Annotated in this window: 17 protein-coding genes and 1 pseudogene; 6 read left to right on the top strand and 12 right to left on the bottom strand. The window is 59.6% G+C overall.

Annotated features, from left to right (window positions below; genetic code table 11):
• Positions 1 to 31 precede the first annotated feature (31 nt).
• Positions 32 to 352 (top strand): thioredoxin, encoded by a 321-nt coding sequence (gene trxA, locus KYK83_RS04355; protein ID WP_103023311.1) that lies wholly within the window; start codon positions 32 to 34, stop codon positions 350 to 352.
• Here the strand turns inward: trxA and KYK83_RS04360 are convergent.
• From KYK83_RS04360 to KYK83_RS04370, 3 genes are read right to left on the bottom strand one after another with little or no spacing between them, the layout of a single operon-like run.
• Positions 349 to 1,173, bottom strand: coding sequence for an inositol monophosphatase family protein (locus KYK83_RS04360; RefSeq protein WP_222827319.1), 825 nt, complete (start codon positions 1,171 to 1,173; stop codon positions 349 to 351). The genes trxA and KYK83_RS04360 overlap by 4 nt on opposite strands.
• Positions 1,170 to 2,396, bottom strand: a complete 1,227-nt coding sequence (gene argJ / locus KYK83_RS04365) for a bifunctional glutamate N-acetyltransferase/amino-acid acetyltransferase ArgJ (RefSeq protein ID WP_222827320.1) — start codon at positions 2,394 to 2,396, stop codon at positions 1,170 to 1,172. The genes KYK83_RS04360 and argJ overlap by 4 nt, the downstream gene beginning before the upstream one ends.
• A 38-nt stretch (positions 2,397 to 2,434) precedes the next feature.
• Positions 2,435 to 4,510, bottom strand: a complete 2,076-nt coding sequence (locus KYK83_RS04370; protein WP_222827321.1) for a spermine/spermidine synthase domain-containing protein — start codon at positions 4,508 to 4,510, stop codon at positions 2,435 to 2,437.
• 178 nt (positions 4,511 to 4,688) lie between these two features.
• Between KYK83_RS04370 and KYK83_RS04375 the strand changes: the two genes are divergently transcribed.
• The 3 genes from KYK83_RS04375 (at position 4,689) to KYK83_RS04385 (ending at position 8,682) form a co-directional block, all read left to right on the top strand.
• Positions 4,689 to 4,958 (top strand): hypothetical protein, encoded by a 270-nt coding sequence (locus KYK83_RS04375; protein ID WP_222827322.1) that lies wholly within the window; start codon positions 4,689 to 4,691, stop codon positions 4,956 to 4,958.
• A 94-nt stretch (positions 4,959 to 5,052) separates the two neighbouring features.
• Positions 5,053 to 7,818 carry a preprotein translocase subunit SecA gene (gene secA / locus KYK83_RS04380; RefSeq protein ID WP_222827323.1) on the top strand — a complete coding sequence of 922 codons (2,766 nt, stop codon included), beginning with the start codon at positions 5,053 to 5,055 and terminating at the stop codon, positions 7,816 to 7,818.
• Between the two features lie 123 nt (positions 7,819 to 7,941).
• Positions 7,942 to 8,682 carry a sulfite exporter TauE/SafE family protein gene (locus KYK83_RS04385; protein ID WP_222827324.1) on the top strand — a complete coding sequence of 247 codons (741 nt, stop codon included), beginning with the start codon at positions 7,942 to 7,944 and terminating at the stop codon, positions 8,680 to 8,682.
• Positions 8,683 to 8,712: 30 nt separating this feature from the next.
• Here the strand turns inward: KYK83_RS04385 and KYK83_RS04390 are convergent, their stop codons facing one another.
• The 5 genes from KYK83_RS04390 to KYK83_RS04410 form a co-directional block, all read right to left on the bottom strand.
• Positions 8,713 to 9,843 carry a hybrid sensor histidine kinase/response regulator gene (locus tag KYK83_RS04390; protein WP_222827325.1) on the bottom strand — a complete coding sequence of 377 codons (1,131 nt, stop codon included), beginning with the start codon at positions 9,841 to 9,843 and terminating at the stop codon, positions 8,713 to 8,715.
• Complete coding sequence (locus KYK83_RS04395; RefSeq protein WP_222827326.1) at positions 9,840 to 10,406, bottom strand: chemotaxis protein CheB; 567 nt, start codon at positions 10,404 to 10,406, stop codon at positions 9,840 to 9,842. The genes KYK83_RS04390 and KYK83_RS04395 overlap by 4 nt, the downstream gene beginning before the upstream one ends.
• Positions 10,403 to 11,227, bottom strand: coding sequence for a CheR family methyltransferase (locus tag KYK83_RS04400; protein WP_248284252.1), 825 nt, complete (start codon positions 11,225 to 11,227; stop codon positions 10,403 to 10,405). The genes KYK83_RS04395 and KYK83_RS04400 overlap by 4 nt, the downstream gene beginning before the upstream one ends.
• Complete coding sequence (locus KYK83_RS04405) at positions 11,227 to 14,535, bottom strand: response regulator (protein WP_222827439.1); 3,309 nt, start codon at positions 14,533 to 14,535, stop codon at positions 11,227 to 11,229. Before KYK83_RS04405 ends, KYK83_RS04400 begins: the two co-directional genes overlap by 1 nt.
• A 417-nt stretch (positions 14,536 to 14,952) precedes the next feature.
• The gene (locus tag KYK83_RS04410) at positions 14,953 to 17,127 is read right to left on the bottom strand and encodes a S9 family peptidase (protein WP_430299011.1); all 2,175 of its coding nucleotides are present in this window, start codon (positions 17,125 to 17,127) and stop codon (positions 14,953 to 14,955) included.
• Positions 17,128 to 17,589: 462 nt separating this feature from the next.
• Between KYK83_RS04410 and KYK83_RS04415 the strand changes: the two are divergent.
• Positions 17,590 to 18,465 (top strand): annotated as a pseudogene (locus tag KYK83_RS04415) (serine hydrolase domain-containing protein).
• A 7-nt stretch (positions 18,466 to 18,472) separates the two neighbouring features.
• Here the strand turns inward: KYK83_RS04415 and KYK83_RS04420 are convergent.
• From KYK83_RS04420 to KYK83_RS04435, 4 genes are read right to left on the bottom strand one after another with little or no spacing between them, the layout of a single operon-like run.
• Positions 18,473 to 19,147: a TetR/AcrR family transcriptional regulator gene (locus KYK83_RS04420; protein ID WP_346729414.1), complete on the bottom strand. Its 675-nt coding sequence runs from the start codon at positions 19,145 to 19,147 to the stop codon at positions 18,473 to 18,475.
• Between the two features lie 55 nt (positions 19,148 to 19,202).
• Positions 19,203 to 20,765 carry an AMP-binding protein gene (locus KYK83_RS04425; RefSeq protein WP_222827328.1) on the bottom strand — a complete coding sequence of 521 codons (1,563 nt, stop codon included), beginning with the start codon at positions 20,763 to 20,765 and terminating at the stop codon, positions 19,203 to 19,205.
• On the bottom strand, positions 20,762 to 22,420 hold the full coding sequence (locus KYK83_RS04430; RefSeq protein ID WP_222827329.1) for a carboxylesterase/lipase family protein: 1,659 nt from the start codon (positions 22,418 to 22,420) through the stop codon (positions 20,762 to 20,764). The genes KYK83_RS04425 and KYK83_RS04430 overlap by 4 nt, the downstream gene beginning before the upstream one ends.
• 2 nt (positions 22,421 to 22,422) lie before the next feature.
• Positions 22,423 to 24,801: a TonB-dependent receptor gene (locus KYK83_RS04435; RefSeq protein WP_222827330.1), complete on the bottom strand. Its 2,379-nt coding sequence runs from the start codon at positions 24,799 to 24,801 to the stop codon at positions 22,423 to 22,425.
• A gap of 262 nt (positions 24,802 to 25,063) precedes the next feature.
• Between KYK83_RS04435 and KYK83_RS04440 the strand changes: the two genes are divergently transcribed.
• Entirely contained in the window at positions 25,064 to 26,362 is a 1,299-nt protein-coding gene (locus tag KYK83_RS04440; protein ID WP_301642702.1) for a spinster family MFS transporter, read from the top strand.
• Positions 26,363 to 26,386: the final 24 nt, after the last annotated feature.

Below are 26,386 nucleotides of genomic sequence, written 5' to 3' on the forward strand. Positions count from 1 at the left end.
TTGGGTGCCGACGAAATGTAGGAGATTTCCAATGGCCACCACCGCCGTTACCGACGCCAGTTTCAAGTCGGACGTCCTCGAAAGCGAGAAGCCCGTGCTCGTGGACTTCTGGGCCGACTGGTGCGGACCGTGCAAGATGATCGCACCAGCCCTTGAAGAACTGAGCGAAGAACTGGGCGACAAGGTGACGATCGCGAAGATGGACATCATGGAAAATCCCGATGTTCCGGGTTCCATGGGCGTGCAGTCGATCCCTTATCTTGTTTTGTTCAAGAATGGCGAGCCGGCTGCGCAGATGCGCGGTGCCGCCCCGAAAGGCCAGCTAAAGCAATGGCTTGAGGGCGAACTTTAGTCCAATCTAGAATATAGTTCGGCCAGCTCGTCCCACAGGGTCGGGCTTGCTGCACCCAGCAGGCCCGTTCGGCCCACCTCATCCACGCGATAGGGTGAGCCGTCGGGCCTTGCCGCTTTTCCGCCAGCTTCGTTCAGCCACAGAACGCCGGCAGCGTGATCCCAGGCAAGCGTGCGCTCGAAGATCGATACGTCGTTCACGCCGAGCGCGAGACGAGGATACTGCTCCGCCGCGCAATAGGGAATGTCGACCAGATCGTACATCGGGGCGATGTGCCGCCTGGTCGCATCCCGCCGCGCATCGTCCATGAAAACAAGCGAAATGGCAGCTATCGGCGGGGTCTGGCCCGTCGGACGAGCAACGACCGTTTCCCCATTCACGCTCGCACCTTTACCCGCGCGCGCAACGCAGAAACGGCCCGTGAGGCAGTCAAAAATCCAGCCCGACCGGGCCACGCCCCCGTCTGCGTGGGCAATGATGATACCGAAGGGCGGTTTGCCCGCGGCGAAATTGCGTGTGCCGTCAATCGGATCGACGATCCAGCATGGCCGATCGAGCCGATCGAGTATCGACGGGTCCGCATGCGCCGTCTCTTCGCCCACGAATGCGAGAGTTCCGTCGATAGCGGATAGCCCTTCGCGAAGCAGCGCCTCGCTATCCTTGTCCGCGATCGTAACGGGGTCGTTACCGCCTTTGTCTTCCACATCGCCGGTCGCAAGGTTCTGATAACGCGGCAGGATCGCCTGCTCCGTCACGCGCTGCATCAAGGCGAGGATCGCCTCGTCCAGCGCCCGATCTTCGGAGGTGAGCGGAACAGTCATGAACGATAATCCGCGTTTATTGAAATATATCCGTGCGTCAGGTCGCAGGTCCAGACGGTCGCGCGGCCATCGCCCACACCGAGATCCACATCGATGCGAATATCCTGACCCTCGAGATGCCTGGCAACCGGTGCTTCGTCATAATCTGCGAGCGGCTGGCCGTCTTTTGCTGCCCAAGTGCCGCCAAAGCCGATCGAAAGCCGGTCGCGATCGGCAGGCTCACCAGCCTTGCCGACGGCCATAACGACCCGGCCCCAGTTCGCGTCACCCCCCGCAACGGCCGTCTTCACCAGCGGCGAGTTCGCTATGGCGAGGCCGACATGGCGAGCGCTGGCGGCGTCGGCAGCGCCGGTCACCGCTATCTCGATGAACTTTTGTGCACCTTCTCCGTCGCGCACGACCAGATGCGCCAAATCGCGGCAGATACCTAGAAGGGCGGCGTAAAACGCATCCGCCCCATCGTCATCCCAGGACGAGAGTGCCGGATTGCCAGCCTTTCCGGTGGCAAACAGGAGAACCGTGTCGCTGGTGGAGGTATCACCATCGACGGTGATGCAGGAGAACGTTGCCTCATTTGCCTTGGACAACATTTCCTGAAGAAAAGCCGGATCGACAGCGGCGTCCGTGAAGACATAGCCAAGCATCGTCGCCATGTCCGGCGCGATCATGCCGCTGCCCTTGATGAAGCCGGCGAGCTCCACGCGGGTTTGGGCGAGCATGGCGGAAGCGGAGGCACCCTTGGTGAACGTATCGGTCGTGCCGATGGCGCTGGCCGCATCTTCCCAGCCGCATGGCGCTGCAACCAGTGCCGCTTCGATCCCTGCCTGGGCCTTGTCCTTGGGCAGGGGCACACCGATCACGCCGGTGGACGACACGAACACCTCGCTCGGATCGCAATCGAGTGCAGAGGCGACCTGCGCCATGATCTGTTCCACCGCCTCGCGTCCGCGATAGCCGGTGAAGGCGTTGGAATTGCCGGCGTTAACGATGAGCGCCCGGGCCCGGCCCAACCTAGCCTGTTCCCGGCCGAGTTCGACCTCGCTAGAAGCGCAGGCGCTCCGCGTGAAGACCCCCGCCACGGCAGTGCCGGGGCAAAGCTCGACATAGGTCAGGTCGCACCTGTCCCACGCCTTGTATCGCGCGCGGGCGATACGCAGCGTTACACCGTCGATCTGCGGCATGTCGGGGAAAGGGCGGGCGAGGGGAGAGCGTTCGAGATCCATGTCTCAGCCGCTACCCCCGCGTCCGTTGTTTGCCAAGTTCAGGCGGCGCGGCCAGCACTGCGCGGAACCAGCCAGAAAGCAAGACCGTACAGTAGCAGGGTCGCGATCAGCAGATTATTATACCCGGTGAACAGCGAAAGATATTCCAAGCAACCGCCAACAATAGTTCCAATGAGATTCAGCGCGAACGCACTTTGCGAATTTGAGGATTCCCGGAATCGCTTGGCGAAAGCAATATTCGCTAGATAGATAGGTAGGAAAGCCAGCACCGTGCCCGCGAACAGGCGCGGCCAGAACGGGAGGGGCAATAACCATTCGGGTTTAATGATCCACGCTGTGGCCAGTGAAACCGCAATCGCGGCAAATACGACCTTCAACGGTGGGGTTTTGAACTTGCGTTCCGTTTCCACTGCCGCGAGAACGACCACGAGCACGCCTGCAAAGACCAGCGCGTTAACGAACCACGTCGTGCCGAATAGCAAAGCGAAAGTCGCGATATTCTTCGTTTCCAAAAGCAGGAAAGCGGCACCCATGAAGAAAAGGTCAGCGTAGGGGCGCATTTCCTTAAGCGGACCACCCAAAATGCGCACCGTTATCACCGTGACAAGCAAAATACCCACTAGGGTGATGGCGTAGAGCGGTGGGAAGCCCTTGCCGTTGAAGTATAGGAATGGCGCATCGTCGGTGACTGTCTCGATGTTCGTAAATGAGGAAGCGCTGGACCAAGCGTTCCCACAAGATTGCGAGGCGGGTTGCTTGGCGATCGAGATGACGGCCTGTTGACCAGCGAAGGTGTCGACACACGGGGCATGTCCAAACGCCTTTGCGGCGGTCGCTGCGAGGCGGTTGATAAGCCAATCCTCGCGGTAGTAATTATACATTGCAAATGCGCCGTCTTCACTGAGCACGCGCGCAACCGACTCCAATGCTTCATCCGTGAAAAGGAAACTTTCAAGGCGGATCTGCGATGCACCACTGACAAGCGTGAGTGAATCCGGCAAAGCGAAAAGTACGAGATCGTATTTCTTATCGGTATTCTGGAGAAAGGCACGACCATCATCCACGTGGCGAGTGACGCGCGGGTCATCGTAGGGTCGATCGATGTTGTAGGTCGCGCCCAATTCCATAATGACTGGATCGATGTCGACCGCATCAATTGATTTAGCGCCTTTGGCAAGCGCAATCGCGACGTCCGAACCCGAACCTGCACCAATGATCAGGACGTTGTCGAGATCACCCGATGCAACACGGTTGTAAGGAGTTTCATAAATTCGTTCGCCTTGTGTGATCTTCCATTCTGCTGGAGCCATCAACTGGTGAGGAACCCGGTTGGCGCGGATTTCAAGAAAGCCAGGAAATTCATCTGAGCCCGACGTCTCTATTTTGTAATATGGCGACCAATAAACGTCTTCACGCAGGCTCTCTTGCCCGAGCGGAATGAGAAGCGCCGCGCACCACGCTAAGCTAACTAAGCGACGCTTATGGTCAGTCAGGACGAGGTACGGTACAACGGCCATAAGGCCCCAGACGATCGACGGCGCACGCAGAAAGCTCAGGGCGGTAAATGTAAGAATGCCTACGAGCGATCCAATGAGGTCCCAGCGATAGGCAGTAAGCGGCGCTAGTCTTGCAAAGCAGCGGCCAACAAGTTCGGCAGGTCCGGCAAGAATGGCGGCTACGATCACGAATACCAAAGGCAACGCCACCCATGCGGGGGGGCCAACGATATTCAGAGACGTGAAATAGATCAGGTCAGATCCCGTGCTTTCGACCGAAACGGGAAACTTGATCACAGCAATCACAAGGATTGTCAGCAGTGGTAGGGAAAGCGGCCAGATCGACCACGATTTACGGCTGATAAGAAAACCTGCCCCAATACCTAAGAAAGATCCCAAAAGAACGAAGTTCGAGAAATACGACAGATGAACAACGTTCGCTCCGAGCCAGCGAATCAGCGCAAGTTCAACGAACAGCATTGTAAACGCCGCTAAAACGAGCCGTCTCACCACGACGGTACTCTCCGTAGCCTCGTCTGCTGTGGACGCATGCCCTTTGTCGGTCCAATTACTACCAATGGGATCGAGTGCCCCATTTGCCGTCGACGCATCCGTCATGGTTATCCCCCTAAAAGATGGCATCCCCATTATGCAGGGACGCGTGTCCAATGGACGGAGTGACTATGGCGCTATGGTTAATTCAGGGTAAACAGGACCAACGCGATCGTAGATAATCCCGGCATTTACGCAGTCAGCGCGGTGGACAAACGCGGAATGCGCACTACTTTGCAGCTTCATGCTTCGTCGCCTGATTACCCTGCTTGCGATCCTGTCCGGCCTTACTGCTGCCGGCGCGCCCGCGCATGCGGTTGTTTACGATGCGGCATCCGGGGTCGAACTGGCGGCCAAGGCGGAAAAAACCTGCAAAGGCGATGCCTGCAGGTGCACCGATGCCGATCGCCAGACCTTCGATCTGCCCCGGGAAAAGAAGCCCAGCAAGCCGGCGACCGTCATCACGGTTTTCATTCCGACTGTGCAAATGGGTATCGACCGCGCCCGCGAATAGGCTGCCGGTTCAGTTCCAGATTTCCGTTCGGCACGAGCAGCGTGCGCGGACGTTCACCCCATAGAATTCATCCGGAAGGCTCAGGGCCCCTCACATGTTCAATACGCTCATGAAATCGATGTTCGGTTCGTCGAACGAACGTTACGTCAAATCACTTGGTAAAATCGTCGCACAGATCAACGCGCTCGAACCGCAATTGCAGGCGCTTTCCGACGAGGAACTCGCCGCCCAGACCGACAAGTTCCGCGGCCAGTTGGCCGATGGCAAGACGCTGGACGATATTCTTCCCGAAGCCTTCGCCACCGTACGCGAGGCATCGGTCCGGGTGCTGGGCATGCGGCACTTCGACGTGCAGATGGTGGGCGGTATCGTCCTCCATCGCGGCGAAATTTCGGAAATGCGCACCGGTGAAGGCAAGACGCTGGTCGCGACACTGGCGACCTATCTGAACGCGATCGAGGGCAAGGGCGTTCACGTCGTGACCGTGAACGATTACCTCGCCGCACGCGACGCGGAATGGATGGGCCGCCTGCACCGCTTCCTCGGCCTGACAGTGGGCGTGATCGTGCCCAACCTTGCCGAACCGCAGCGCCGCGATGCGTATAATTCCGACATTACCTATTCGACGAATAACGAACTGGGTTTCGATTACCTGCGCGACAATATGAAACACGAGCGCGGCCAGATGGTGCAGCGTCCGTTCAATTACGCGATCATCGACGAGGTGGATTCCATCCTCATCGACGAGGCGCGTACGCCGCTGATCATTTCCGGGCCGACCGAGGACAAATCCGACCTCTACATCTCGATCGACGAGGTGGTGAAGACCTTCCCCGAAGACTGGTACGAGAAGGACGAGAAGCAGCGCAGCATCCAGCTGACCGAAGAAGGCACCGAAGAGGTCGAAAAGCTGCTGATCGAAAAGGGCCTGCTGGAGTCGGAAAATCTCTACGACGTGGAGAACACGCAGGTCGTGCACCATCTCGACCAGGCCCTGCGCGCCGTGCACATGTTCAAGAAGGACATCGACTACATCGTCAAAGACGACAAGGTCGTCATCATCGACGAGTTTACCGGCCGCATGATGGACGGTCGCCGCTGGTCGAACGGCCTGCACCAAGCGGTGGAGGCCAAGGAGGGCGTCAAGATCGAGCCCGAGAACCAGACGCTCGCTTCTATCACCTTCCAGAACTACTTCCGCATGTATCCCAAGCTGTCGGGTATGACCGGTACCGCAGCCACCGAAGCCGCTGAATTCTGGGACATCTACAAGATGAACGTGGTCGAGATACCGACCAATGTTCCCGTCGCCCGCATCGATGAGGACGACGAATTCTACAAGAATACGCAGGACAAGTTCAAAGCCATCGCCAAGGCGATCGCCGAGAAGAATGCCATCGGACAGCCGGTGCTGGTCGGCACGGTGTCGATCGAAAAGTCGGAAATGCTCAGCGAATTCCTGCGGCAGGAAGGCGTCGACCACGAAGTTCTCAACGCGCGCCAGCACGAGCGCGAAGCGCATATCGTGGCGCAGGCAGGCCGCATCGGTGCCGTGACCATTGCGACCAACATGGCCGGTCGCGGGACGGACATCCAGCTGGGCGGCAACGTCGATTTCCGGATCGACGACGAGCTGGGCGACATGGAAGATGGCGCCAAGAAGGATCTGGAAAAGGATCGGATCAAGGCGGAAGTTGCAGCCGAGCGCCAGAAGGTGCTCGATGCAGGCGGCCTGTTCGTGCTGGGCACGGAGCGCCACGAAAGCCGCCGCATCGATAACCAGTTGCGCGGCCGTTCGGGACGCCAGGGCGACCCGGGTCTGAGCCGGTTCTATCTGTGCCTGGAGGACGATCTGCTACGCATTTTCGGTCCGGACACGCTGTTTGCCAAGATGATGAACTCGAACCTGGAAGACGGCGAAGCAATCGGGTCCAAATGGCTTTCCAAGGCCATCGAAACCGCCCAGAAAAAGGTCGAGGCGCGGAACTATGAGATCCGCAAACAGGTCGTCCAGTACGACGACGTGATGAACGATCAGCGCAAGGTAATCTATGAACAGCGCGCCGAAATCATGGACAGCGAAGCGGTCGATGATGTGGTGGTCGACATGCGTCACGATGCGATCAATTCGCTGGTTGGCGAAGCCTGCCCTCCGGGCTCCTATCCCGAGCAGTGGGATATCGCCGGCCTGAAGGAGCGCGTCGGCGAAGTTCTCGGCATCGACGTCCCCATCGAACAATGGGTCGACGAAGATCAGGTCGAACCCGAGATTATCGAGGAACGACTGGCGGCAGAAGCCGACACGATCATGGACAACAAGATCGCGGCGGCGGACCCGGGCCTGTGGCGCCGTATCGAGAAAAGCGTGCTGCTGCAGGAACTTGACGGGCAGTGGAAAGATCACCTCGCAACCCTCGACGCCTTGCGTCAGGTGGTGGGGCTGCGTGCTCATGCGCAGAAGCAACCGCTGAACGAATACAAGCAGGAAGCCTTCAGCCTGTTCGAAAACATGCTCGACAATCTGCGCGAGACGGTGACCAACAAGCTGATCAGGCTGGAACTGGTGGAGCCGGCACCGCTGCCCCAGATAGACCTGCCTGACCTTCCCGATTTCCTGACCGGCCATATCGATCCGCTGTCGGGTCTCGACGATTCGAACGATGGCGATGGTTCGGCCAGCCGCGCGGCGCTGTTCGGCGCCCTGGCGGGCAGCCCTCGTGCCGCCGTAGGGCCGGGCGGCTCTGCCAGCGACAACCCCTATGCGGGAATGGAAATCAGCCGAAATTCGCCGTGCCCGTGTGGATCGGGCAACAAGTACAAGCATTGTCACGGGGCCATCAGCGCCGGGTCGACGGTCTGATCGAACCGTCGCGCCGCGTGTGGCGAAATATCAGCTAGTATGTTGGACGGGGGCCGTGGACGATCACGGTCCCCGTTCATTCATTTCCAGGCATAGGCCTCGGTTCGGATTGGGATTGCACCTATGGCCGCATTGATTGCGGGTTTTTTCGTCACGGCGCTGCTCTATGCGAGCGTCGGGTTTGGCGGCGGGTCGACCTATACGGCTTTGCTTGCCCTATCGGCGGTCGACTATCGTGTGCTTCCGCTTCTTTCGCTGGCCTGCAACATCGTGGTCGTCGCAGGCAGCACGGTGCGATTTGCGCGCGCGGAGATAACGCCCTGGCGCGGCGCGATAATCCTGACAGCGATCGCTGCGCCGGCAGCATTCCTGGGTGGTCTGACACCTATCGGCCAATCCGCATTCCTTGCCATACTGGGTGCGAGTCTGCTGCTGACCGCGCTGACGCTGGTGCTTCCGTCGCGGGCAAGCGGAGATTCCGACCCGACGCGCTTGGCGCGGTTCATGCCGTTGCTGGCCGTTCCCCTTGGCTATCTGGCTGGCCTGGTCGGCATCGGCGGCGGCATCTTCCTGGCGCCGTTTCTTCACCTGACGAAGTGGAACAGCGCGCGAGCCATAGCGGCGACGGCAAGCCTGTTCATTCTGGTCAATTCCCTGTTCGGGCTGGCCGGACAATTGCTGAAAGGCGGTGCAGAGCGATTGGGAGCCGCGGTGGACCTTGGCCTGCCCCTGCTGATCGCCGTCGCCATCGGAGGCCAGATCGGCAGCTTCCTGGCGCTGAAATATCTGCCCCAGCGCTGGATCCGCCTCGGCACCGCAGCGCTCACCGGCTGGGTAGGCGCGCGTCTGCTGCTGAATTTGTGAGAAAAGTGGTCATCTGAATTAGCCGTCGCGTCAATTGGCGAGCGGCAATCGCACTTCAAACGTGCTGCCTTCGCCGGGCAGGCTCTTCTGAAGCACGATCTCGCCGCCATGCAACTCGACGAGTTGCTTCACCAGTGCGAGACCGATGCCCAGTCCTTCGCCCACGACGCCCAGCCCATTGTCCGACTGTTCGAACATGTTGAATATCTGGGCCTGCTGACCGGGCGGTATGCCGATGCCGTTGTCGGAAATTTCGATGATCGCGAAGCCATCGGCTTTCGAAACCTTGACTCCGATGTCACCGCCTTCGGGCGTATAGCGCGCCGCATTACCGACTATGTTACTGATGATCTGAATAAAACGCGCCGGATCCACCTCGAGAGCGATCGCATCGTCCGGTGTCTCGACGGTCAGGCTATGATTGGCAGCGACGATGGCTGGCTCTGCAAGCTCCAAGGCGGCCGGCAGCACTTCGTCGAGGCCGACCTTTTGTTTTCTCAGCAATATCTTGCCGCGTTCGATCCGGTTTATGTCGAGCAGATCGTCCACGAGGCGGGTGACATGGTTGAGGTTCTGCCGCATCGAGAGGCGCACCTGGCTGAGGTCTCGCCCGCTATTCCCGCGATCCATTATGTTGAGGCCGGATGAAAATACCGCCAGCGGATTACGCAGTTCGTGGGCAAGCACTGCCAGAAACCGGTTCTTCTGCTGATTGGCGGCTTGCAACGCGGCGGTGAGTTTCGCCAGTTCGTCACGCTGGGCGGTGATCTGGCGGCGCTGGTTGTACAGATCGAGAAATACATTCGCCTTGGAACGCAGGACGTCTGCTTCGATCGGCTTCTGGATGAAATCGACAGCGCCGGCTTCATATCCGCGAAACCGGCGCGCTTCATCGCCCGATCCCGCTGTTACGAAGATAATGGGGATGTGCCGCGAACGCTCGTTGGCGCGCATGAATTCGGCCAGTTCGAAGCCATCCATGCCCGGCATCTGGACGTCGAGCAGCGCAAGCGCGTATTCGTTGGCGAGCATCAGCTCGAGCGCTTCTTCGCCGCTTTGCGCCTTGTGCAGATCCAGGCCTTCGCTTGCGAGGAGCGCCTCGAGCGCCAGCAGGTTCTCTTCGAGATCGTCGACGAGCAGGAATTTGACGGGATCGGTCATTCTTCGAGCATCGCTTGCAGAGCGTTGGGGATGTCGTCCAGCCTTATCGTACGTGCTGTGGGGCATGCGGCGAGGGCTGCTTCGGGCATGGTGGCGACTTCCGCGGTCGCCGGGTCCTGTACGAACCCGCGGCCGCCGGCCTCGCACACAGTCTTCAACCCTTGGGCGCCATCCTGGTTCGCGCCGGTGAGGACAACCGCCGCGAGCGCCGATCCAAACGCATCGGCCGCAGTCTCGAACAGGACGTCGATGGCGGGGCGCGAGTGATTGACGGCTTCGTCGGACGACAGCGCGAGTGTTTCCGCAGTTTCCACCAGAAGGTGATAATCGGGCGGGGCGAAATAGATCATGCCGGGTGCAAGCGGCTCCTTGTCCTCTGCTTCCTTGACCTTGAGGCGGCATTTGCGCGCGAAGAGATCGACAAGGGCATTGTCCTTGCGCGGCGGAATGTGAACGACCACCAGGACCGGCGCTGGGAAATCCGCAGGCAGGTCCGGCAGCACATGCGACAGCGCCTGAACGCCTCCGGCGGAAGCCCCGATGACTACTGCTCGCAGACTCATCGCGACGCCTTCCGGTAAATCTTCTCTTCGCGAACGAATTCGGAAAAGAGATGTGCATGTGCCGAAAAGCGCAGGTTTTCCTTCGAGCCGACGCCAAGGAACCCGCCCCGGACCAGCGCGTCGCCAAACAGTCCGACGACGCGATCCTGCAGTTCGCGATCGAAATAGATCAGCACGTTGCGGCACGAGATCAGATGCATCTCGCCGAATGCGGCGTCGGTCACGAGGCTATGGTCGGAAAAGACGGTGCGCTCGCGCAGGGACTTGTCGAACACGGCCCGGTCGTAATTCGCGGTATAGTAATCGGACAAAGACGTGTGTCCGCCCGACAGCCGGTGGTTTTCCGTGAAGAGCCTGATGCTTTCGAGGGGATATACGCCCGCTTGCGCCGCCTTGAGTGCGGTAGGGTTGATGTCGGTCGCGTAAAATATCGTCCGTTCGGCCAGACCTTCCTCGGCGAAGAGGATCGCAAGCGAATAAAGTTCTTCACCGTGGCTGCACCCGGCGACCCACACCTTGAGCGAGGGATAGGTGCGCAGGTGCGGCACCACCTTTTCTCGAAGGGCCCGGAAGTAGGACGGGTCGCGAAACATTTCGCTGACTTGGACAGTCAGAAAATTCAGCAATCGGGGCAGGATCGTCTCGTCATGAAGAACGGCGGACTGCATCTCCGATATGCTGTCATAGCCCCATTGCGTGCGCGCTTGCAGCAGGCGCCGCTTGATCGATGCGCGGGCGTAATGCCTGAAATCGTAGTGATAATGGCGATATACAGCATCCAGCAAAAGCTGGATCTCGATATCTTCGATACTGTCCGCCATCAGCGAGGCATCCATACGCGCACCAGCGAGAGCAGTTTGTCGACGTCGATCGGCTTGGCCATGTAGTCGTTTGCGCCGGCATCGATGCATTTCTGCTGGTCGTCCGGCATGGCCTTGGCCGTGAGCATCACGATCGGCAGTTTGGTCCATTGCGAATTGTCCCGGATCGCACGAGCGGCAGTCAGCCCGTCCATGACCGGCATCATCACGTCCATCAGGACAAGGTCGATCTGCTTGTCGGGATCGCCTTCAGCCTCGGCAAGGGCGTCGAGAGCTTCCTGACCGTTGCGCGCGATCCGCGTGAGGGCCCCGCGAGGTTCCAGAACACTTGTCAGCGAATACACATTACGCACATCGTCTTCGACGATCAGAATTCGCTTTCCTTCCAGTGCGGCGTCGCGGTGACGGGCCTTCTCGATCATCTGGCGCTGTTCGGGCGGAAGTTCGGAGACGACCCGGTGGAGAAACAGCGAGACTTCATCGAGGAGACGTTCGGGAGATTTCGCTCCCTTGATGATGATCGAGCTCGAATAGCGGCGAAGGCGTTGCTCTTCCTCTGCCGACAGGTCGCGTCCGGTGTAGACGATCACGGGCGGTAGCGGCGCTTCGCCTTCTTCGCTCAGGGTTTCCAGCAAGGTAAAGCCCGAGGCGTCAGGCAGCGAGAGATCGAGGACCATGCAGTCGTACTGACCATCCCGCAGTTCCTCCAGGCACTCGGCCGCCGTGCCGACCCCGACTGTCTCCACGTCCTGGGATCCTAGTAGCTCACCGACCGCGTCACGCTGAACCTCGTCGTCCTCCACGATCAGCACGCGCCGCATCCGGGACGCGAGCTTTTCCTGAAGACCGGCGAGCACTTCGGCGAGCTGTTCGCGCGGCGCAGGTTTTTCGAGAAAGCCGATCGCGCCCAATGCCAGCGCCGTCTGGCTCTGGTCCGAACCGGAAATCACGTGAATCGGAATATGCCGGGTTTCTTCCTGATGCTTCAGGCGATCGAGCACGGTAAGACCGGACTGATCGGGCAGGCCGATATCCAACACGATCGCGCTTGGACGGTAATCCCGGGCGAGGTCGATCGCTTCCTGTGCCGTCCCGGCGACAATGCACTGGAACCCCAGTTCGCGCGACAGTTCGCAAACGATGCCGGCGAAGGTCGTGTCGTCCTCAATGACGAGCAGCAGCCGCTTGCCTTCTGCGAGGGCATCGCGATCGTCGTCGAGCATGGCGGGCTTGGCTGGCGCGGTTCGCGGCTTCGCTGGAGGTAATGCGGCCGGGGTGGGCGCGTCGTCACGGGTGACCGGCATCGGCTGACGCGAGGCGACCTTGGCAGGATCATAGGTTACCGGCACACGCACAACGAAAGTGCTGCCTTTGCCTTCTTCGCTTTCGAGCCTGATGGTGCCGCCAAGAAGGCGCACGAGTTCGCGCGAGATCGACAGGCCGAGTCCAGTGCCGCCGAATTTGCGGCTGATCGTACCGTCGGCCTGCTGGAATGCTTCGAAGATCGCCTCGCGCTGACCTTCGGCGATGCCGATGCCGGTGTCGGTGACGGCAAGCTCGACCATGTCGTCCGATCCGGCGGAAATCAACAGTCGGACGCTTCCCTTCTCGGTGAATTTGAGCGCGTTCGACAACAGGTTCTTGAGCACCTGCTCGAGCCGTAACCGGTCGGTTTCGATCGATCTTGAGGCGTCGGGCGCCACGGTAATATCGAGTTCCAGCCCGCGCTGCTGTGCAACCGGCTCGAACACCTTGCGCAGGTCCCCGGCAAGCCGTTCGGTTGCAACCGGCGCTGCTTCGATCTCCACGTGGCCAGCCTCGATCTTGGAAAGGTCCAGGATGTCATTGATCAGCGTCAGGAGATCGTTGCCCGAAGATTCAATCGTGCGGGCGAATTTCACTTGTTCTTCCGACAGACTGCCGTTCGAATTGTCGGCCAGAAGCTTGGACAGGATCAGCAGCGAGTTGAGCGGGGTGCGCAATTCGTGGCTCATATTGGCCAGAAAATCGGATTTGTACTGGCTCGCCTGTTCCAGTTCACGCGCCTTTAGCTCAAGCGAGGCGGCAGCGCGACCCAATTCGTCGCGCTGGCCCTCAAGCGTCTGGGCCTGTTCTTCGAGCTGGCTGTTGGTCTGCTCAAGCTCGACCTGCTGCAGTTCGAGGCGCGCCTGCGATTCCTTGAGCGCATTGCCCTGTTCCTCGAGCTCCTCGTTGGAGACCCGCAGCTCCTCGCTCTGGGCCTGAAGCTCGCCCGCCTGCCGCTGCGTTTCCTCCAATGCGTCCTGCAAACGCTCACGGAACCGCGCCGATCGCAAGGCGATGCCCACCGCGCCCGACACCGCTTCGAGCAGTTCGAGCACGCGCTCGTCGACCTCTTCGAAGAAGCCGAGCTCCATGACGGCATTCACGCGCCCGTCGGAAAAGGCAGGCGCTACGACCAGATGCCGCGGTGTTTCGCTGCCGAGCGCCGATCCGATCTTCAGGTACCCTTCGGGCAGGTTGGTCAGCGTCGTCGCTCGTGCATCCGCCGCGACCTTTCCAAGCAGCCCTTCGCCAGGCCCGAACGCTTCGGGCACTCCGGCCTCATCCGGCACGCCAAGCATGGCAACTCTATTGAAGGCGCCGCCTTCGCTCTTGAAGAGCGCACCGGCGACCGCGTCCGTGCGATCGGCGAGGAATGTCAGAATGGCCGCCGCTAGCTGCGGGACGGTCTTCTCACCCCGCATGGCTTCGCCAAGTTCGACCTGTGCGGTCTGCATCCAGCGCTGACGCTCGCGGTTACGGTTGGTGCGGACCATCAGTACGAAGATCGCAATTGTCAGGGCGATGCCGATCAAGCTGGTGACAATGGCGCTGACGACAGCGGTGCGCGACGCTGCGGCAAGTTCCTCGACCCGTTGCTGGCGCTCGCGCACTTCCTCGCGCTTCATCTGCGCCAGCTGGTCGCGGATTGCGTCCATGGCGATCTTGCCGCGCTCGCTAACGGTCAGATCGATGGCTTGCGCGATACCTTCATTGCGCCGCGTCTGGATGGCGCGTGCGGAAAAGCGGAACTTGTTCTCGATCGCAGAACGGAGCCGTTCGACATTGGCACTCTGAACACTGCTTGCCCGGGTCAACGATTCAAGCGCCGTCAGATTGTCGCGGGCGGTGCTGACCCCGTCGTAATATGGCTCGAGAAAATTGCCCTCGCCGGTAAGGAGATAGCCGCGCTGCCCAGTCTCGGCGTCCAGACTTGCCGCCAGCAGTCCGTCGAGAGTGCTCAACACTTCGTGCGTATTGCGGATTCGCGCTTCGTTGGCGCGCATGTCGTTCACGTTGGAATAGGCGGCGAAAGCGCTGATCAGGAAAAACCCGACACCGATCAGCAGCCCGCCGATCGTCCATCCATTCGCAGAATTACGAAACAACCGCGCATATGCTGTATTTTTCAAAGAAACGGCGCCTTAAGGAAATTCGCGCCCGCCTTAGCGAGGCCCGTTGACGGTTATCAAACAAATTTCGCGATTTATCTGATGGCGACCCGGAGAAAAGGTGGCGCGGATCCCGTGTGTATTTCGAATTTTGTTCAGCAAGCAATGATCGGGAAAGTGTCGGCGAAGCAAGCGCGCTGTGGCTTGGAAACGCCGACCATCCAGGAAGACAAATACGGAATCTTTGCGGTGGGCGATCGTTACCTCAGAGAATGAGCACCTTCGCAAGGAATCCGCTTCATCGCTGCAGCTCTATTTTTCTTTTTCAGACGATTGAGCGGCGCCTCGTGTCCAACCGGTCTTGTAGCGATCGAACCAGGCGAGGATCGCCGAGGCTTTTGCTGCGGATTGCGAGGGGCGGGCGGCGATGCCACCATGGCTGGCTCCGGGGACTTTGACCAGTGCCGTCGGAACGCCACGCAGGCTTAGCGCAGTGTAATACTGTTCGGATTCGCTGACGGGGGTGCGATAGTCCTCGCTTCCGACGACCACCAATGTGGGTGTCTCGACATCGCCAACGAGCGACAGCGGCGACAGGCGCCAGTAGGTTTGCGGATCTTCCCACGGCTGTGCGCCGATCCAGTATTTGCCAAAGAAGGAAGGGCCATCGGCAGTAAGCGCCTGGGTGGTCCAGTTGATGACCGGCTTTTGCGTTGCCGCTGCCTTGAATCGCCGCGTTTTTCCGACGATCCAGCTTGTCAGAACGCCCCCACCCGAACCGCCGGTGACGAACAGTTGGTCGGGATCGGCGATCCCGAGCGAGATTGCGCGATCGACGATAGACATGAGGTCGAAATAATCGTTGCCCGGATAGGCCTTGTCGATCTGATTGGCGAAATCTTCGCCATAACTGGTAGAGCCCCGCGGATTGGCGGACAGCACAGCGTAACCTGCTGCCGCGTAGAGCTGATTGTCGGTCGAGAAATGCGGGCCGTAGGCCGCGAACGGACCGCCATGTATTTCGAGGATGAGTGGGACGCGCTGGCCTTCGACGTAATTCGGCGGCAAGGTCAACCAGCCTTCGATCTCGAGCCCGTCATGGCTTGATTGTGTCGCTATACGTCGAACTTCACCGAGAGATTTGACTGCTCTCAACGACCGGTTGAGATCCGTCAGAATGCGCGCTTCGCCGCCGGTACGAGCAAGCTGAACTTCGGCGGGGCGAATTGCGGTGCCCCCTGTGAAAGCGATCATATCATCGTCGGAAACCGAGAAGCTGCCGCCAGTATAGGGGCGGTCGAGGCCGCCGCCGGAAAGACCATCGACTACATCGCGCACCGAACCATCCAAGGCGATGCGAGCGACCCTCGTCTCACCGGAAATATCGTATTGCGCATAGATCCCGCGTCCATCGGCATCCCAGACGATACCCGCCGGGCTGAAATTCCAATCGGCTGTGAGGTTGCGGACATTCGATCCGTCGCGGTTCATGACATAGAGGTCGTTGTCCTCGTAGGCTCGCAATGCATCATCGAATCCGAGATAGGCAATCAGCTGCCCGGAAGGCGATACGACAGGATTGCCGTCCGGACCATCGCGATCGGTCAGCTGGCGAATTCCGCCGGACGCCACATCGAGCGCATAGACCTCACCTTCGACTGAATCGATTTCCCAATCGGCACGGCGGTTGGCACCGAAATATATCGTGGAGCCATCTGGCGACCAGCTAAGTGGGCCGCCATCATGGAAGCGGCCGAAGGTAAGCTGGCGCGGCGCGCCTCCCGTGCTCGGCACAACGAAGATCTTGTCGAAACCAGGTTCGAGATAGCCTTGGCCGTCAGCCCGATACGTCAGCAGATCGCGAATTTCGAGTGGCTCGGCCCAGTCTGCACCTTCCGGTTTGTCTGATGGCGCAGAGCCCAGCTTTGGGCCGTCATCCTTGACCAGCATCGTATAAGCAATCGACCGACCATCGGGCGACCAGGCCATACTCGAAGGGCTGGTAGGTAGTCCCGTCAACCGAACGGCATTGCCGCCCTCGATCCAGTGCACCCAAAGTTGCGGCCCGCCGCCTTCCGTGGACACATAGGCGATTCGGTCGCCGCTGGGCGACCACCGAGGGTTGAAAGCATCGCCATTGCGTCCGGCGAGCGGAGTTTCGCGACCGGTGCGCGTGTCGATCAACCAGATCGATCCAATCGCGCGATCGGACATGATGTCGTTCGACTGGCGCACATACGCAATGTAGCGCCCGTCGGGGCTGATTTGCGGATCGCTGGCGATGGCAAGATCGAACAGGTCGGCGCCGGTGAAGCGGCGCTCGGGCCCGCTGCGGGTGCTCCCCGTGGCAGCACCGGACATGGCGGTGGCCTGCTGGGACTGTGCATCGGGAGCAGCCGTTTGCTCAGGTTCGGGTTGCTGTGCGACGGCCATCTGCATCGGGAATGCAAGCAATGCCATGCTCATCACCAACTTGCCTGTGGCCATGCAGTATTCCTTTCCTTTGTTCGCCGATCTCGGGCGCTGGGTGTTTTGGAGCTTAGGCGAGTTTTCTTATCTGGTGCAATGATCAGCTTGCCCAACTTAGTATCGCGATGCGGAGCCGTTTCGCTCCTCCGGTATGAGAGCTCGTCGGAACATTCGATGGGCCAGAGGTTAGAATTGGAGTCTTGTCCAAAACCAAGGCTATTCATCTGGGCGAAAATGCTTCGCCTCACTGTTTGAAGCAGTAGCTCACAAATGAGGTGGAAATTGATACGCTCAGTCTATGGTGCTTTAGCGGCTCTTACTTTGACATCCACGGGTTGCGGTGCGGCCCAGGATGCTAACAACACGTCATCGCATGACATGGGTGAGACGGCACCCGCAACGAGGGGCCTGGACGCTGCCGCCATGGAGCAGGTCTTCAACCGAGCCGAGAACCTTCCCAACATCCGCTCGCTTATCGTGATGCGGGGCGGTGAGGAACTTGTTGCGCGTCGGTTCCATGGCGGAGCCGCGCTAGACGATACTGTTAACATCAAGTCTGCCTCGAAGTCGGTCATTGCGGCACTGGTAGGGATTGCGATCTACCGGGGCATTTTTGATGGCGTCGATCAGCCAATCCTAACCGAATTGTCGAGCCATGCCCCGCGAGAGGCCGATCCACGTCTCAGCCGTCTGACCATAGGCAATCTGCTTTCAATGCAGGCCGGATTGGAACGCACGTCGGGAGATAATTATGGCCGTTGGGTGTCGAGTCCGAACTGGGTTCGATATGCGCTCTCGCGGCCTTTCGTTGAAGAACCAGGCGGTGCGATGCTCTATTCGACCGGCAGCACCCATCTACTGTCCGCCATGCTGACGGAGGCATCGGGTCGATCGACCTAGGCGCTGGCGCAGGCATGGCTGGCCGATCCGCTGAATGTCGCCATCCCGCAGTGGGAACGCGATCCACAGGGAATTTACCTTGGCGGCAATCAAATGGCCATGAGCCCGCGCGGCATGGCGAAGTTCGGAGAACTCTACCGGCTCGGTGGGGCGATCGATGGGAAGCGCCTGCTGCCAGAGGAATGGGTCGAACTGAGTTGGAAGCCCCAGACGACTTCCCCCTGGAGCGGAGAGCAATATGGTTACGGATGGTTCATATCCGACGTCGGCGGACATGAGTTGTATTATGCGTGGGGATATGGAGGCCAAATGATCTATGTCGTGCCTGACCTCGAATTGACGGTGGTCATGACGTCCACAACGGATGTCGAGCGCGGAGGGCAACATATTGCCGCTCTGAGAAGCCTGCTTGCGGAGGGCATCGTCCCGGCCGCGAAAACCGGCGGAAGCTTTTAGTCCGTTACTATGTGCAGATGGCTTTAAAGCCCGCAGCCATGAAATCGGCCATGCGTTGCTTCACCGCTTCGAAATCTTCGGATTGGCAAAGGCTATCGGACAGTTTGTCGATCCGCCCCGTTCGCGCGAGTGTGAGTAGCAAGGCGCCGGATACGAAATGATAGCCCCAGAAAATATCGACCTTGTTAGCATCGGGCAAGGCGCGGTTGATGATATCGACCAGCTTCAGGACGACCGGGTCGAAATTCTTGTCCATAAGTTTTGCGCCCCATTCGGGCGTGTTGGCCACTTGCGATGCGAGCGCCCCATAATTGCGCCAGCCTTCGCCTCCTGCGCCATACAGGTTGAGGTCCGTGTCGAGAAAGGTGTGTAGCGCCCCTTCGACGGTAAGGTTGTCTTCGTTTGCCTTCTCGTATTCTTCCAGCGCTTTCATCCGCAATTCACGAGTCACCTCGGCGCGGCGCTCGAAAACGGCTTCGAAAAGGGTATCCTTGTCGTCAAAATAGTAATTCACCAGCGTATGGTGAACGCCTGCACGTTGGGCGACATCCTTCAGCGTCACCCCGTAAAGTCCATGTTTCGAGAAGAGATATTCGGCTTCGTCCAGGATCTGCTCGGTCGTCTCGGCACGCCGTTCCGCTTTGCTCAGCGGCTTTTTTCCGGGCTTCCTGGCTGCTGGCACGCTGTTACTCTTCCGCATGGACGCCGCATCTGCGGCCGCAAGGGTGATGGAACGCTCATGCATTGCAATATTCGTTCCGTAAGCGCAACTTGTCGATCTTCCCGGTTGGCGCCAAAGGCATCTGCGGCAATCGCACGACGTGATCGGGGATCCACCAACTAGCCACCCGACCGTCCAGCTCTGCCAGGAGTTCAGCGTCGGTGGGGGAATACCCATCGCGCAGTTCGACGAGCAAAAGCGGACGCTCTCCCCACTTGGGGTCGCTGCGTCCGATGACCGCAGATTGCGATACGCAGGGAAGGGCGGAGATGACCGTTTCGATCTCGGTCGGATTGATCCATTCGCCACCTGACTTGATCAGATCCTTGGAACGGCCGGTGATGAGCACGGTACCGTCCCGCTCGATCCTTGCGAGATCCCCGGTGTTAAACCAGCCTTCTGCAGTGGCCTGCTGCTCCTGCCCGAAATAACGATCGACCACCGCGGCGCCTCGGACCCAGAGGTGCCCTTCGACCTCCCGCTGCACGTCCAAAGGGTTGCCTTCGCCATCGGTAAGCCGCAAGTCGACACCGACGGCCGGGCGGCCGGAGGTGCGCGGATCGCGCGCCTCGGCACCCGGGGGCGTAGCTGTCCCTAGCGGCGATAATTCGGTCATGCCCCAAGTCGTCTGGACCTCGATCCCGCGCTGCTCGATCCGGTCCATCAACGCCTGCGACATGGGCGCACCGCCGACCATGATGCGTTTAAGGCTCGGCAACTCAATTCCATTCGCATCGAGATGATCCATAAGCCCGAGCCAGACCGTGGGCACGCCAACCGCTATGGTGACGCTTTCGTTCGCGATGAAGCGCGCCAAGCTGGCACCATCCGCGTAGCGCCCTGGCAAAACCAGCTTTGCGCCGACGGCTGGGCAGGCAAAGGGCAACCCCCAGGCATTGGCGTGGAACATCGGCACGACCGGCATGACCACTTCGCGCGCGGTGATCGAAGTTACATCGGCTTGGAGCAGCTTCAGTGTATGGAGGTAATTGCCGCGGTGGGTGTAGGTGACGCCCTTCGGCGCGCCCGTCGTGCCGGAGGTGAAGCAGAGGCCGCTGGGCAAAGTTTCGTCGAAGCCGCCCCAGGCGATCTCTTGAGAGGGTTGTCCTAAAAGGTCATCCAGGCTGTCGTTGTCATCCTTCACTGGACCCAGCGCAATGAGGCGGCAGGCGCCGTTGGTTGAAGAACCAATCACCTCGCGCGCAAGATCGAGCAGATCGGAGCTGGCCAACAGGATGGACGCTTCCGATTGCCCGATCATCCAACCCAGCTGTTCTGCGGTCAGGCGTGGGTTAAGCGTGTGGCAGACCGCGCCCATGCCCATGATGCCGTACCACGCTTCGACATGTTCCAGTGTGTTCCACGCGAGCGTGGCCACTCGGTCGCCAGTCTCAATGTTAAGCGTGTCCAGCGCGGCCGAGACGAGGCGAGCCCGGCGATGCAGTTCCGCGTAATTGATCCGTCCGACTGTTCCGTCATCCCGGGCGCTCACCACTTCGGCGTCGGGATGCCATTTTGCAGCGTGGTCCAGAAACCGATCCAGCGTTAGCGGGAAATCCTGCATCGCCCCATCGATCATCGGCACTGGTCCACGGGGGGCGGAAGCACAGGTGAAGCGAGGCCCGCATTCCAGTTCCATTGCTGATCACCTGCGGCGCGGCGGCGGCAGACGACATGCTCGACCAGATCATAGCGATAGCTCATGACGTCCTCGATGACGTGTGGCCTCTCGTCGAACACCATCCAGTTTTCGCTTTGTCCGAACGCCGGCCATTCTGGATTGCCATCGGCCGACGGCTCGCCCGAGCGGGTAAACGATGCCCAGTAATCGACCATTGCATCGGACAGCGCCCGTTCCTTGCGGTCGCGTGGAATGCGTGGCCAATTGGCGGCGGTCCGTTCGATGGTTCCGAACATGTAGGGCAGCTCGGCACCGTGAAATGCATGAAGGCCTGCCTTGTCGGCGGCAGGATATCCATGATCGAAGAGATAGACGAAAGCCGGGGAACCAACCGCTTCCTGCTTTTCTGCAATACGCTGGGTAGTCCACCCATAGAGCGCATCACGCGTTGTCTCGAGCATGCTCTGCTCTATCCTCTCGGAGGGGTATACCCGCAGAAAGATATCGGCCACATCGCCATAGGCATTGCGGATTTTCGCTTCGTATTCTTCTTTGCCGGATGGGGCGGGGGGCAGCAGCATCCGCAGCGAGCGAATTTCCCCGCTATTGAAGCCGGCGAGGACCGGCACGCGAGCTTGCGCTCCCTGGTCGAACACATCGGTGATTTGCGCAGGGACGATCTTGCCGTCCACCGTGAAATAGGTCTGGAATCCTGCGGCGGTCGACTTTCTCGTGATCTCGCCAGCGCTCATCTCGCGCAGTCTGGCGAGATTTCCTGCGCCAATAGCTTCGGCAATGCGCACTCCCTCGCTTTCGGCGGAAGGGTGGCCATTGAGCACTTGTCGAAGGCTCGGCTCGGAAACCATATACGCGCTCTGCATAACGGCGCGGTCGAAGAGGCCCGTGGCAAGCGGGGATGCGAGGAGGTGCATGACGCTAAGGCCGCCCGCCGATTCCCCCGCTACAGTCACATTGCCGGAATCACCGCCGAATGCCGCGATGTTGCGTTCGACCCAGCGCAGCGCCTCTATCTGGTCGAGGAGGCCGTAATTACCGGACACATTGTCCGGCGATTCGGCAGACAGTTCGGGATGGGCCATGAAACCGAGCGCCCCAAGCCTGTAGTTGATCGAGACAACCACGACCCCACGCTTTGCCAGTTCAGCCCCGTCATAAAGCGAGAAACGGCCTGCGCCCGTCAAGAGCGACCCGCCATGAATCCAAACGAAGACCGGCGCATTATCCGCATTCTCGGGCTGCCAGACATTGAGCGAGAGGCAGTCCTCGCTCATCGGTGGGAGATCCTCGTAATAAATGTTTGCAGGTACGTTCGGGAATTCGGGCTGGTTGCAGATTGGGCCGAACTCGCTCGCATCGACTGGTGCGCTCGCACGTGCTTTCGGTACGGGCGGGCGCCAGCGACGCTCGCCGGTTGGCGCTTCTGCATAGCTTATCCCGCGAAAGACATTCGCCGAGCCCTCGGTGACACCCTCGAATGTACCGGCGGGCGCGGTGACGGACGGTCTCTCGGCAGACCATGCGGCTGCAGAAAGGCCGAGGGCCGTCATGCCAAATGCGATGTGGCGAAGCGCCCGATAGTGCGACCGGATCATGGTCAGATCCCGTAACTGAGGCGGATGCCAAACGTCCGCGGACGCAGGGTGCCGAAACGGCTTATCAGGAAGGCTTCTGGATGGATGTAGGTGCTGGAATGATCGTCGAAGATGTTCTCAACATAAAGCTGCGCGCCAAGCTTGCCCTTGGTCACCCCAAAGCTAGCATTGACGTTGGTATAGGCGTCGGTCTGCCCAAAGGTCGCCAGGCGCACGTTCGGGTTGCCCGGCTGGTTGGGGAAACTGCTGTTATATTCGCCGATATACTGAGCGTTCGTGGCTAGGGTCGCCTCCATATCGTCCGCAAGATTGAAGGTGTAACTGATGAAGGCAGCCCCCTGAATACGTGGGGCGGAAAGCCGGTGACCAATTTCTGCACCCGAGATCGCCGCTTCGGCGGCTGTCAGTTCTGTGATCTTTGCATCATTATAGGCGCCATTGGCGCCGAGGAACCAACCAGTCGCCGGAACTACGCCAAGCTCGAATTCGATACCCTTGCTGGTCGCTGCGCCAATGTTGGTGGCAAACTGAACGGAATCGCTGACCCGGTTGGCCTGGACCTGAATGTTGCTCCAATCGATGTAATAGGCTGCCAGATTTGCAGTTACTCGCCCGTCAAGCCAGACTGCCTTGGCGCCGATCTCATAGCTTTTCAGATCGTCAGACGTGGCGCCGAACGGAATGATAATGTCGTTCTCGCCGCCAGGAGCCACGCTGGGCCGACCTGCGGCAGCATTGACGATCGGTGCGCGAAAGCCAGTGGCGAATGTGGCGTAGGTGGTAATATTCTGCGTGGGCTTGAACGAAGCAGCAAGCTTGTAGGATGGCTTGGATCCTTTCGCCTTGACACCTTCCACCGCTTCATAGGGTGTAAACGTATCGAAGTTCAGCGGGATGCCAAACAGGGCGGCGGTATAATAATTGGTCTGAGCGCCGGGAATAAAAGGCGTGGTGCCTGTAGCGAGGAAGCCCCCCGCTTCGGTGAAGCCCTGAGCACTGATCTCCCCGTACCGGAGGCCGCCTGTCAGCCAGAAGCGGTCGGAGAAGCGATAGGTAAGCTCGCCGAACGCCGCGATTTCTTCGCTTATGGAGTAGGTATACTGTTCCTGGAAATACTTGTCAGGAAGACCGGTAAGTCCACGTGCCTCGAGAAAAGCGGGGTTGGAGCGATAGAGAAAGTCAACGTCCCGGCGACGGTTGAGGTAGAAGCCGCCTACGACGAATTCGAACGCACCACCCAGCGAGGAGGCGAGCCTGGTTTCCTGTACGAAAACGTTATCGAACGCATCGGCGTCGAGGCCGAAGGCGATCGGGGCGCCAGGAAAGGATCCGGGGGCGAAGGTTCCAGCCAGATCGACATAGAAACGCTGCTTGAAGTCCGAATAGGTTGAGGAACTGGTGAGTGTCGCCCAGTCGAAATCGTATTCCAATGTCGCATTGGCGATAAGCTGCTTGCCGGTGAAGCGATCAGGTTCATCGGAAATGCGTTTCTCCTCGCCAAGCGAGGGTCTGGTTAGCGAGCTGTCTTTCGGGTCGCTGTTCTCGTAGCTTCCGAGCAGCTTGATCGACAGACGGTCCGTCGGCTGGAACAGCAGGACGAGCCGACCGCCGTAGTCGATCAGCGTGTTGGAATTGTTCACTCCGGTGCCGAGGTTGTCGAGATAACCTTCCTCGTCACGGTAGAAGCCGACCGCGCGAACGGCGACCTTGTCGCCAATCGGGACGTTGACCATCGCATTGTAACGCTGGCGGAAGGAATCATCGTTTGTCAGGCCGAAATCCACCAAGGCGGCCGTGTCGAAATAGCCGAGTTCGGGGCTCTTGGTGATGATCCGCATGGCGCCCGACAACGAGCCCGATCCGAACAAGGTACCCTGCGGCCCTCGTAGAAATTCCACCCGCTCGACATCGAACAGGTTTGGATCAACGACTGTGGTATTACCGATCGTCGAGACGGGCAGTTCGTCGATATAGACCGACACTGTACTCGATAGGTTGGCATTGTAGCCGTTGGTCGCGATGCCGCGCGCCGTGAAATTGTTGAAATTCTGGGTCGGGCGGTTGAGGATTACGCCCGGTGTTTCGCGGCCGATGCCTTCGAAACCGACGATCCCTTTCTTGGTCAGTTCTTCCTGACCGAAGGCGGTGATGGAGAGGGGAACATCCTGGATGCTTTCCTCGCGGCGGGTTGCGGTGACGATGATCGTGTTGCTGGAGCGCGCGGCCTCGGCGCTGGGCGAAACATCCTCGATGACCTCTTCGCCGGCGACGTCAGGTCCGGTGGACGGTTGCGCGATGTCGTTCGCATCCTGCGCGTAAGTCGGTATGGCATGAGCCGTGAAGGCGAGCGCCGAAGCTGTGGCAAAGTAACGTGCCGTCATCTGTTTTCTCCCAATCCCTACGACGAGTCGCGCCCGCCGCTTGCCGTACAACTCGTTCACACGAACGATAATGTCAACATTCACTATCGCGCGCGTTAATAAAAGATGGCGAGGGTATGTCGAGGTTTCCACATTGACCAACGGGCTGACAGATCCTACTCACTCACAAACTAGTGAATGAAATCGCGCAGCACGACGCGAAGGGGAGAGTAGGGATGAACAACGGTAAACGGGCGGATTCCATCAAGCCTTGGGGCAACTCGTGATCGCGGTTACCGCGGCGCCGGAGCGAGCCGTCCGCAAGCCGGACCGCAAAGCTTGGACGATGCTTTCCCTGCTGAGCTTCGTCTATGTGCTCAATTTCCTCGACCGCCAATTACTCGCAATTCTGGCGCTTCCGATCCAGGAATCGCTTGATATCACCGATGGTCAGCTCGGCCTGATCGGTGGGCTCTATTTCGCGATGTTCTATACTTTCATCGCGATTCCGGTCGGTTGGCTTGCCGACCGCACCAACCGGGTAACCATTCTGGCGGTGGCCTGCGGTATTTGGAGCGCAGCCACTGTCGCCTGCGGGCTCGCGCGTACTTACCCCGAACTGGTGGTGGCCCGCATGGCAGTCGGTTTCGGCGAGGCGGGCGGGGTGCCGCCATCCTACGCTCTTATCACAGATACTTTCTCGCCCGGTTACCGGGCAACCGCGCTTGGCATCTTCAACCTTGGTCCGCCCATTGGAGCGGCAGTTGGTATTGCTTTTGGTGCCTCGATCGCCGCCGCTTTCGATTGGCGCGACGCCTTCATTGTTGTCGGCATCGTTGGAATCGTGACCGCAATCCTGCTCAAATTGGTCATGCGTGATCCCGAACGTGGAGCGACCGACACCACGCTGGATGAAACCGCGTCCATGCCGGCCCCATTCGTGGGCACGGTGAAGGATTTTTTCCGTAACCCGTTGCTCGTGCGCGCCTCGCTCGGGAGTGGAGCGACGCAGTTCGTAACCTACGGCCTCGGCAATTTTGCGGTGCTCTTCCTCATGCGTGAAAAGGGTATGACGTTGGAGGAGGTTGCGCTCTGGTACGCCTTGGTGGTCGGCCTGGGTATGGGATCGGGCATGCTGGTTTCGGGGCGTCTGCTCGACCGGTTTACACGGGGTACGCGGACGGCGTTCGCTCTCGCTCCTGCGGTGTCGCTGACGCTCGCTCTACCATTCTATCTCGGTTTCGTATGGGCGCCAACTTGGGAGTTAGCGCTCATTCTGCTGACGCCCGTGATGTTCTTGAACTACTTCTACCTCTCAGCTTCGATAGCGCTGGTGCAGGACGAGGTGCGTCCGAACCAGCGCGTGCTTGCAGGCGCTCTGCTACTGCTCGTGATGAATTTCATCGGGCTGGGTCTGGGACCGACCTATGTCGGCATCGCCAGCGACTATTTCGCCGCGCAAGGTATGACAAATTCGCTCCAGGTCGCGCTCTATACGCTTACACCCTTCTTCGTCATCGCCATCCTAATCTTTCTGTCGCTGGCTAAGCGATTACGGAACGAAGTACGCAGCCTGGGTTGATGGCCAGCCAACGATCAGCACAGT

It is taken from the genome of Qipengyuania pacifica (assembly GCF_019857205.1).
Lineage (GTDB): Bacteria > Pseudomonadota > Alphaproteobacteria > Sphingomonadales > Sphingomonadaceae > Qipengyuania > Qipengyuania pacifica.

Coding starts and splice junctions, on each gene's coding strand:
- trxA (WP_103023311.1), top strand. CDS start 32: ATGGCCACCACCGCCGTTACCGACGCCAGTTTCAAGTCGGACGTCCTC.
- KYK83_RS04360 (WP_222827319.1), bottom strand. CDS start 1,173: ATGACTGTTCCGCTCACCTCCGAAGATCGGGCGCTGGACGAGGCGATC.
- argJ (WP_222827320.1), bottom strand. CDS start 2,396: ATGGATCTCGAACGCTCTCCCCTCGCCCGCCCTTTCCCCGACATGCCG.
- KYK83_RS04370 (WP_222827321.1), bottom strand. CDS start 4,510: ATGACGGATGCGTCGACGGCAAATGGGGCACTCGATCCCATTGGTAGT.
- KYK83_RS04375 (WP_222827322.1), top strand. CDS start 4,689: ATGCTTCGTCGCCTGATTACCCTGCTTGCGATCCTGTCCGGCCTTACT.
- secA (WP_222827323.1), top strand. CDS start 5,053: ATGTTCAATACGCTCATGAAATCGATGTTCGGTTCGTCGAACGAACGT.
- KYK83_RS04385 (WP_222827324.1), top strand. CDS start 7,942: ATGGCCGCATTGATTGCGGGTTTTTTCGTCACGGCGCTGCTCTATGCG.
- KYK83_RS04390 (WP_222827325.1), bottom strand. CDS start 9,843: ATGACCGATCCCGTCAAATTCCTGCTCGTCGACGATCTCGAAGAGAAC.
- KYK83_RS04395 (WP_222827326.1), bottom strand. CDS start 10,406: ATGAGTCTGCGAGCAGTAGTCATCGGGGCTTCCGCCGGAGGCGTTCAG.
- KYK83_RS04400 (WP_248284252.1), bottom strand. CDS start 11,227: ATGGCGGACAGTATCGAAGATATCGAGATCCAGCTTTTGCTGGATGCT.
- KYK83_RS04405 (WP_222827439.1), bottom strand. CDS start 14,535: ATGCGCGCCAACGAAGCGCGAATCCGCAATACGCACGAAGTGTTGAGC.
- KYK83_RS04410 (WP_430299011.1), bottom strand. CDS start 17,127: ATGGCCACAGGCAAGTTGGTGATGAGCATGGCATTGCTTGCATTCCCG.
- KYK83_RS04425 (WP_222827328.1), bottom strand. CDS start 20,765: ATGATCGATGGGGCGATGCAGGATTTCCCGCTAACGCTGGATCGGTTT.
- KYK83_RS04430 (WP_222827329.1), bottom strand. CDS start 22,420: ATGATCCGGTCGCACTATCGGGCGCTTCGCCACATCGCATTTGGCATG.
- KYK83_RS04435 (WP_222827330.1), bottom strand. CDS start 24,801: ATGACGGCACGTTACTTTGCCACAGCTTCGGCGCTCGCCTTCACGGCT.